This is a genomic window from Anabaena subtropica FACHB-260 (assembly GCF_014697105.1).
Taxonomy (GTDB): domain Bacteria; phylum Cyanobacteriota; class Cyanobacteriia; order Cyanobacteriales; family Nostocaceae; genus Trichormus; species Trichormus subtropicus.
The window spans coordinates 1-8,367 of sequence record NZ_JACJRF010000084.1; the positions used below are offsets into that span (position 1 = coordinate 1).

6 protein-coding genes and 1 pseudogene are annotated in these 8,367 nt (G+C 38.3%); 4 read left to right on the plus strand and 3 right to left on the minus strand.

Annotated elements, in window-relative coordinates; all coding sequences use genetic code 11:
- Positions 1–93: pseudogene (locus H6G18_RS25410) on the plus strand (IS982 family transposase); the annotation flags it as partial.
- Positions 94–113: 20 nt separating this feature from the next.
- Here H6G18_RS25410 and H6G18_RS24165 read toward each other — a convergent pair.
- A complete protein-coding gene (locus H6G18_RS24165) occupies positions 114–1,418 on the minus strand; it encodes a hypothetical protein (RefSeq protein ID WP_242040459.1) in 1,305 nt (434 codons plus the stop codon).
- A 550-nt stretch (positions 1,419–1,968) separates the two neighbouring features.
- Here H6G18_RS24165 and H6G18_RS24170 point away from each other — a divergent pair.
- Positions 1,969–3,372 (plus strand): amidase, encoded by a 1,404-nt coding sequence (locus H6G18_RS24170; protein WP_190409629.1) that lies wholly within the window; start codon positions 1,969–1,971, stop codon positions 3,370–3,372.
- Positions 3,373–4,478: 1,106 nt separating this feature from the next.
- On the opposite strand, the gene H6G18_RS24175 is transcribed toward H6G18_RS24170, so the two are convergent.
- Positions 4,479–4,742 carry a hypothetical protein gene (locus tag H6G18_RS24175; RefSeq protein WP_190409632.1) on the minus strand — a complete coding sequence of 88 codons (264 nt, stop codon included), beginning with the start codon at positions 4,740–4,742 and terminating at the stop codon, positions 4,479–4,481.
- Positions 4,743–5,094: 352 nt separating this feature from the next.
- Positions 5,095–5,667: a DUF1802 family protein gene (locus H6G18_RS24180; RefSeq protein ID WP_190409633.1), complete on the minus strand. Its 573-nt coding sequence runs from the start codon at positions 5,665–5,667 to the stop codon at positions 5,095–5,097.
- 86 nt (positions 5,668–5,753) lie between these two features.
- On the opposite strand from H6G18_RS24180, the gene H6G18_RS24185 reads away from it, so the two are divergent.
- Positions 5,754–6,713: an aldo/keto reductase gene (locus H6G18_RS24185; protein WP_190409630.1), complete on the plus strand. Its 960-nt coding sequence runs from the start codon at positions 5,754–5,756 to the stop codon at positions 6,711–6,713.
- Between the two features lie 776 nt (positions 6,714–7,489).
- A complete protein-coding gene (locus H6G18_RS24190; RefSeq protein WP_190409631.1) occupies positions 7,490–8,206 on the plus strand; it encodes a hypothetical protein in 717 nt (238 codons plus the stop codon).
- Positions 8,207–8,367: the final 161 nt, after the last annotated feature.

An 8,367-nucleotide genomic window follows, 5' to 3' on the forward strand; every position in this document is an offset into this window, starting at 1 on the left:
ATTGCTGCCAAAATCGCCTCTCACACACTACGCAAATTGCTTCGCCGCCTTTTTGGTATTGATGTTCTCACCTTCCAGTCTCATTCTCTTTAATTCACATTAGACGTATCTCTCTAATTTACAGACTGGAATCTGTTTTGAATGATGGCATTGATTGCTGCATGGTGTGTTTTATAATTAGCAAGTGTAGCTTGAGCTTGTTGATAAACAAAGCTACTTTTGGGAATAGATTCTAATAATTGAATTGCCTGTTGCCACTTATCTTTTGCTTGTTGCCAAGCTAATAATGAATTAGGCGAATTTTTCATAAAAAATGAAGCTTCTGTAGCCAGTTTTTCGGCTGCTTCTAGATAAATTAAAGCTTGTTTCTCAGAAGAAGCTCTTTCATTTATGGCTTTATAGTTACGTCGGTAACGAATCAGTCTTTCTTGTGCCTTTGCAGAAACAGATGTTCCTTCAGGAATACGATTTAAAAAATTGATTGCTTGCTGCCATTTGGTTGCTGCTTGTTGCCATACCGTGAGAGGATGGGGCGGATTTTGTGCTATGAAAGAAGCTTCCATGCCTAGTTTTAAAGCAGATTTAAAATTACTGACAGCCTGTGTTTCTGGATCAGCATTTTGGTGAACCTGCTGAGGTTGATTGATTTTCTCTTTGATAATCCAACTACCAAAACTTAAAATGGCTAAGCTTGAAGCTATAACTAGACTTATATTTACTACATGAGAAACTAAAAAATTCTTCGTTAATTTTTTTGTGTAATCTTTTTCTTTTTTATAATTTTTTTTGGTTACAATTTTTTGTGCCTGTTTTTTAAATTCTTGGCATTGATTCAAAAAGGAAGTTAGTCTATATTGAAAATCTTGACAATCATTAAGAATATCTGTCAATTCTTGAAAATTACCTTCACTAGATATGATTAATTCGTGTGCATCATCTAACCATTCTATTGCGAATCCTGATTGACCACAAAATGATGAAATAGCAAGTAATATTGTTAGCAATCCCTGACTAGATTTAATGGTATTGACAACATAAAGTAATCTATCTTGGGCTTTTGATATTTCTTTTTCAATATTGATTATTTGCTCAATTTGCTTTTTTGTTACTTGGGGATTACTGAAAACTAATTTAATATTTAAACTGGTTTCTATAGTTTTAATTTGAGTCGTTAAATTAGGGTAATTAATATCTAAATTTACTTGATTGACTAGGTTGGCATCGCTTAAAATATCTGCGGCGATCGCCTGTAAGAAATCACCCCATTCAATCCAGTAATTAATTTTTGATTTTAAAGTATCTAAAGATATTTCTATTTCAGGATTGCCAAATTTTTCGGTAATTAATCTTGTGTTACCAGTAATATTAGGTTCTACTCGAAAAATGCTAGGTACTAACAAACGTCTTGTAGTACTCAACTGGGGTATAACCGTTCCTTTATTGGAAACACAACTTAATTGTTGAGAGACAGCCTCTGATGGGGCGTAGCCTATCGCTTGTTGAATGTGGCGTAGTTGCTCCTGAGCATGATTAATCGCAACAACTTGTTGCATGATTTCCTGAGAATTACCTAAAGTAAGTCTCAAACCATAAACAATTTTTGGCAAGTTATTAATAAGTATTTCCAAATCAGTCATAATTATCCCTGGGGGATGGAACAAAAATTTATGTACAACAGTGAAAATAAGGATTGAGGGCTAAAGGCTTCGTTGTGGGATGAACATCTCATGGGACTCTAGTTTGAAAGAGTCCTAAGTAAAAACCACTAGCCTAAGTACCTCTAGTCTTTAAACTTTAAGAAAATGTCTAGTAACACTAGTGAAACTGCTGGATTGTTAAATCATAGAAACGATAGATTTATATTTCCCAGAAACTTTGCTAAAGTAACGAGTCCAGTTTTTGAGTTAGGTATTGGGTATTAGTCTTTTTTCCCAATCCCTAATACCCAGCCCCTATTCCCCAACGCTTATGAATGAAACTGATTTAGCTTTTACCCCAGCACTAGAGTTGGCACAATTAATTCGTCGGCGGGAAGTATCGCCTTTAGAGTTGATAGAAATATATTTAGAACGTATTCAACAGTTGAATCCTGAGTTGGGAAGTTACTTTACAGTGACATCAGAATTGGCGATCGCGGATGCTACAGCCAAAACCGAATTACTCACAACGACTACCGAACTACCGCCTTTTTTTGGCGTACCAATTTCCATTAAAGACCTCAACGCTGTGGCTGGTGTACCTTGTACTTACGGCAATCCAGCATTGCTTAACAACATCCCCGAATTTGATGATGGGGTAGTGACACGTATCAAGCAAGCAGGATTCATTATTCTTGGTAAAACAGCTACTTCCGAACTAGGTTCATTTCCTTACACAGAACCTACGGGATTTACCCCAGCGAGAAATCCTTGGAATTTAGAATACACCCCTGGTGGTTCTAGTGGTGGGGCTGCGGCCGCAGTTGCAGCCGGGCTATGTGCGATCGCTCAAGGTTCAGATGGTGGTGGTTCGATTCGGGGGCCTGCGGCTTGTTGTGGTTTGGTGGGGATTAAACCAGCACGAGGTAGAGTCAGTAAAGCACCAGTGGGCGATCGCTTGGCTGGGATTTCGGCTAATGGGCCAATTGCCCGTACCGTCGCTGATGCAGCTGCCTTATTAGATGCAATGTCTGGCTACGTTACAGGCGATCCTTACTGGCTACCCGATCCCGAACCTTCGTTTTTAGCAGCCGCACAAACACAACCTACTAAGTTACGAGTTGCTTTTGATACTGGAATGCGACCCTTGGGTGAAGCAGACGCTAATTGCCAACAAGGTGTATTGCAAACAGTTAAATTATTAGAACATCTCGGTCATCAAGTGGAACAAAAATCTCTAGATTTTAGTGCGTTAGTGGAACCTTTCCAAATCGTTTGGCAATCTGGTGTAGCCGGATCGGGTTTACCGCCAGAGATATTACAGCCAGTGAATCGTTGGCTATTGGCAAGGACTGGCACTGTTGCTGATTACATCCAAGCAGTCTATAAAATGCAGATAGTAGCACGGCAAATCGTGGCATTTTTTGACAATATAGATGTATTGGTATTGCCAGTGTACTTACATTCACCAATCCGAATTGGAGAATGGGCTGCTTTGAGTCCGGAAGATACATTCCAACAAATTATTAACTGGGTAGCGCCTTGTCCCCCAGCTAATGCTACTGGACAACCTGCGATCGCTTTACCTGTGGGTTTTGATAATAATGGTTTACCTATTGGTGTACAGCTAATCGGCAAACCTGCGGCAGAAGCCACTTTAATTAGCCTCGCAGCACAAATAGAAGCCGCCAACCCTTGGAATCATCATCGTCCAGCCTTTGCCATCTCAAGCTAAATAGGGGACTTCCAACTAAAAAAATATCCTATCACTGGGTAGGCAGGGAGCAGGGGGAAGACAAATTTTATCGTCGGGCATCGCCAATAGTTTTGTCAGATGTTCCACTTCTAACCTGCATAATTGGGCGGGCAAGATGCCCACCCAACAATATTTAGAAATATTTCAAATATGCAAATTAAATATGTTTTAGCTTCAGCTAAAACATCGGTTGGTGTTCTTCATCCCAACATTGGTTGTCACGCCAATATCGCCTAGTGTATTCGCATTCAGATTTACTATTTAGCCAAGGGATTGATGTAGATTGAAACGAACTACCACTAGCAGCAGATAGAGAAAATATTAGGAAAGGGCAAATAGCTTGAACTGTAGCATAGGTACAAAGTATGACAGTTATAGATAATGCAGTGTAAAGTAGACTACTCAAATGTGAACATTTTTGATTTTGCCTAGTCGTCCGAGAATTTTTTTGAGATTTTGAATTTATTAAAGTCATTGTGGCTACCTATGAATATTTGTGAGTTCATGGTATGCACCTTGTTTTAATTAATTCAATTTTGCTCTGTAATGAATATTATTTCCTGGGAAATAACACTGGTTTTATCTTTGACATTCAATTAATATTTTTCACTATTAATAAAAGACATAAAAACCTATAAATCAGTTTTTAGCCTGAGAAAATAATAAAGATATTATATGTGCTTGATGTAATTTTTAAAATACATCAAGCATATAAGTAAGCCGACACAATAAAACCAAACTATAGTAATCCACTTTGATTATTGAACTGACTTACGTAGGCTGGGAATGGGGAGTAGGAGATAAGTCTTTTCTACGTTGCATAGTTGCAATGGTCAATTACCGGCTGAAGTGGTAGAATCTGCGATCGCACTTGCGAAATATAGCTTGAACGTCTCCGCATGGTAATGGGTGCGCTTGGCGCTAGCAAGCACCATCATCACTCAAATTTTGTAAGTTATTCTCAATTTGCTGAAATACGATATGGATGTTGGTGCAGCAGTGTCTTTCCCACGCACACATCACCAATGACTAACCTTAGTGGCGAAGGTTCACCAAGAGGGGAGATAAGGGAGAGTCGCTAATGACTATTGACCATTAATAATGGACTCGGCATAAACACTGCTGCCAAATTCATTGGCGCGTGCGCTGGGAACTAATGTCCAGCCTGCTTTTAGTAATTTTTGATAAGTTGCCCAACCTTTGGAGCCACCTGGTATTTGATAATCGGGTACTGAATATTGGGGAAAAGCTGTGTATGGTCGCCAAGGTTGGCTGGGTGCAGTTTGCAGATATAAAATTTTGTCACCATCACCGCTAGTCTTAGATATCCAGCACATTTGTCGATACATGGCAAGCTCCTTTGCATTAAGCATATATTGCATATTGGCAGACTTTTGTCAATAGCTGCATCACCCTTGTGGGATAATTTTTGTTGTCTTAGGGTATGTTAACTTATGCACAATCTAAAATCGTACAATTACTTAAATAAATGTTAGATATTTAGATTGCTTATAGTCAGCCAATCAGTCCAATAACCTGAAAAAACCTTTGTGCTTGATTTTAATCAAGGATTAAGTTTTTTTTAATGGTATATGCGGTTTTCGCAAGTGTATGTATCAAGAGTTACTTTTTAGGAAAAATATTAAAGTTTTATTGCAAAAATAGAGTTTTGACGGCAAATGATCAATGACTGACTGTTGACTATGGACTATTGACTATCTCTTCTACAATCTGCCTATAGTCAGAGTCAGACAAAACCGCTTGGGAATCTTGTAGTTGCATAGGTGAAGCAATATCAATCCATGACTTGCAACCACCATATTCTGCTCGATAGGGAATTTCCTGCTCTTGGGGTAGTTTGTAAGTTCTGAGGAGGAGAATAAATATTGGTTGCTGTGGTTTCCACTTTAAGCGATCGCTAATAAAATTCTCGTTCCAAATATGGAAAGGTAATAAAGCGTTAACAATAGCCTCGTCACTAATTGCCAGAACGTCAGTAATATGCGCCCAACTACCAATACGAACTGTTTCTGGATGCCAACCAGATGTTACAGGGTGTACAAGATTTGCATATTCAGGCTTGAGTAAGGAAGGCTGTTGATGTTCATAGGTGGGATAAAGCAAAACTTGATCATGGGCTACTTGGAAACGTCCCTTCTTTTCATGGATACCACCTTTCCGCAGCAACATAATTGTTTTACCACTTTCCAAGGCATTGATCGCAACTGCCCATTCCTTGAGTGTATGCACTGTTGTAGTTAGTTGTGTCAGCATCGGCATCTACTGTAACTCTGATTTAAATTGAAGCGAAGACCGTTAAAGTATAAAACTATCCAGGGAAGTGAATTGAGAGAACCTTTATGGAAAAGCGAACACTAGGCAAATCGGATGTCAAAATCTCACCCATACTCATGGGGACTTGGCAAGCCGGGAAGAAAATGTGGGTGGGAATTGAAGATGCAGACTCGATTAAAACCATCCGAGCCGCTTTTGAAGCCGGAATTACCACAGTTGATACAGCCGAAGTTTACGGTGAAGGACATTCCGAACAGATTGTAGCTGAAGCTTTATCTGATGTGCGTGACAAGGTAGAGTATGCAACAAAAGTTTTCGCCAACCATCTCAAGTATGATCAAGTGATTGAAGCTTGCGATCGCTCTCTCAAAAATCTCCAGACTGATTATATAGATTTGTACCAAATTCATTGGCCTGCTGGTGCTTTCAATAGTGAGATAGTACCAATTGAGGAAACCATGAGCGCTCTTAACTACTTAAAAGAACAAGGTAAAATTCGGGCAATTGGTGTTTCCAACTTTTCTCGTGTCCAATTAGCAGAAGCCTGCAAGTATGGACGGATTGACAGCTTGCAACCTCCTTATTCTTTGTTTTGGCGACAGGTAGAAAAAGATGCAGCACCTTACTGCGTGGAAAATCATATTTCTATCCTGGCGTATTCGCCTTTAGCTCAGGGATTGCTCTCTGGAAAATTTACTCACGGACAGAAATTTGATCCAGCAGACAACCGAGCGAAGAATAAGCTGTTTCAAGGCGAAAACTTTGAACGCGCTCAACAAGCTTTAGATAAACTGCGTCCCATCGCCGAACGTCATCACGCTACTTTGGCGCAGTTAGCATTGGCTTGGTTAATTGCTCAACCTCAAACGAATGCGATCGCTGGTGCGCGTTATCCTGAACAAGCGAAAGACAACGCCCAAGCTGCCAATATTCAACTCTCTGCCGATGAAATTGCCGAAATTGATGTGATCGGTCGTATTGTCACCGATCAACTTGATGATAGTTCTGTGATGTGGAACTGGTGAAAATACAGTTAACTAGTCTAGCCATTTCTTAAGTATCACCCCAGTTATCTGCAAAAGATAGCTGGGGATCAAAGCTTTAAGCCTTTATTGCAAAAATCTACAAAATATCAACTTTCGTAAACTAACGATTGATCATCATCAACTAGGTGCTAACTTAAATATCAAGACACCAAACAAAACCAAACTTAATGGGTCAATGACTACGTGTCTCCCGTCATCAGCCCAAGCAAATTCCAGCATATTTTATGTGATGTGGCAAAAAGCCGGAAGCAGGCAAAGCCAAATCCCAAAGCGGAAAAACAAGGATTGCTGAGTTTGCTAGTTGTTATGTCCACCCTAGTTGTAAAACTTCTCAACCACTATTTTATTAAATTTAACAATTTTGAAACCTGTGAATTTGAAGAACCTGGTCAACCTGCACCAGGTTTTTCAATATTTTAGTGTTTTTCAAGATGAAGAGATGATAAAGTATTATACATAATGCAAGGAGTGTCATAATTTACGCTTGAGAACCTAGTGAAAAGACTAGGATGACGCGGCTAGTATCAGTTGGCGTACTCAAGAAACTAAAATATTTTATTTAGGGTACTTTATGCACTTTAAATAATATCAACTAGCTCACATCTGTGAGCTAATTTTTTATTTGCGTTGAAGGCTATTAGCCTTGATTGTTTTCAGCACTAAAGTGCTTACTACAAACACTCAATCCATAAATCTGGCTGATGTTCTAGTAGCGAATACAATAAGAGAGTAATATTTACTACTAAGACCAGATAATGAAAAAAATCAATCTTGTGAAAAATTTAGTATTAGCTATTTTTCTGTCTAGTTTTTCCTTATCTTGCGACACCAACATCACCAGAAAAACAGAATCAGCAAAAGCAGTTGGACAGCAGCAGAAACAACCTCAAATTAGCTATGGCGACTTAATTATTAAAGAGCAGTCAGATTATTTAATGATTCCAGTAAATGCTACAGAACCGAATCAAGAAAAAGAAGTTAATTTCGATTATTCACGTTCTTATAAACGAGATAATCCGTTAATATATAACCTCATTTTTTATCGTAAACAAGATGGTGAGAGTCATCTTTTACTCAATAAAAAAGCCATTATTAATTCTTTTGATTTAATAGAAACAAAAACAACTGATAAGCCACCCACAAGAGTTTGGCTTTATAAAATTATTGACCAAGATACCAACAAAGATAAAAATTTTAATCACGAAGATGCCTTGATTGGTTATATGTCTGATTTATCAGGAAAGAATCTCCAGCAAGTTACCCCAAATAATACCAGAATTATTAATTGGGTTGTTGTACCAAATCAAAACGCAGTTTTTATCAAGATTATCAAAGATTCTGATAATGATAATAAATTTACACAAGCCGATAAGACTAACTTTGCTAGGATTAATCTTGAGCAACCCAGCATGGGTACAGAAATAATTAGTGACCAAATAGAAAAACAAATTAAGTCACATATCCTCAAATAGTTTTGAAACGACATATCCCCGACTTATCTAATAAGTCGGGAATTTGATTTCATGCAGAAGTGTTGAATGTTAAGAAAAAGCCAATAAAAATAGCCCAAAATATGTTAGATTTTGGGCGAAGGATTAAAATATTTTAGTTTAACAGTGATTATAAATTCATT